The sequence below is a fragment of the Aromatoleum evansii genome (genome assembly GCF_012910805.1).
GTDB classification, from domain to species: Bacteria; Pseudomonadota; Gammaproteobacteria; order Burkholderiales; family Rhodocyclaceae; genus Aromatoleum; species Aromatoleum evansii.
This window is the reverse complement of record NZ_WTVK01000201.1, coordinates 1-468: the sequence shown is the minus strand read 5'-3', so window position 1 is coordinate 468 and position 468 is coordinate 1. Positions and strand designations below refer to the sequence as shown.

Annotated in this window: 1 protein-coding gene; it reads left to right on the top strand. The window is 69.0% G+C overall.

Annotated elements, in window-relative coordinates:
* On the top strand, nt 1-468 hold a 468-nt coding region (locus tag GO615_RS29895), incomplete at both ends, for a P-type ATPase actuator domain-containing protein (protein WP_246262543.1).

Below are 468 nucleotides of genomic sequence, written 5' to 3'. Positions count from 1 at the left end.
CGCCGTCGACGGTGTCGTCTTGCGCGCCGATCACCTCGACGTCGACGAGTCACTGCTGACGGGTGAATCAGACCCGATCGACAAGCGCAGCGACGACGACCTGCGCTCCGGCAGCTTCGTCGTCGCGGGCTCGGGGCTGATGCGCGCCACCGCCGTCGGCGGAGATTCGTACGCCGCCAAGCTCACGGCCGACGCCGGCGAATTCACGCTCGTGCGCTCCGAACTGCGCAGCGGCATCGACAGCATCCTCAAGGTCATCACCTACCTGCTCATCCCCGCCGGCCTCATCCCGATCGTCAACCAGCTGCTGCTCGCGCGCGACGACTGGAAGCAGGCCGTCCTCGGCATGGTGGCCGCACTGACCCCGATGGTGCCCGAGGGCCTCGTGCTGCTGACGTCCGTCGCGTTCGCCGTCGGCGTCATCCGCCTCGGGCGCCGTCAGTGCCTCGTCAACGAGCTGCCCGCGAT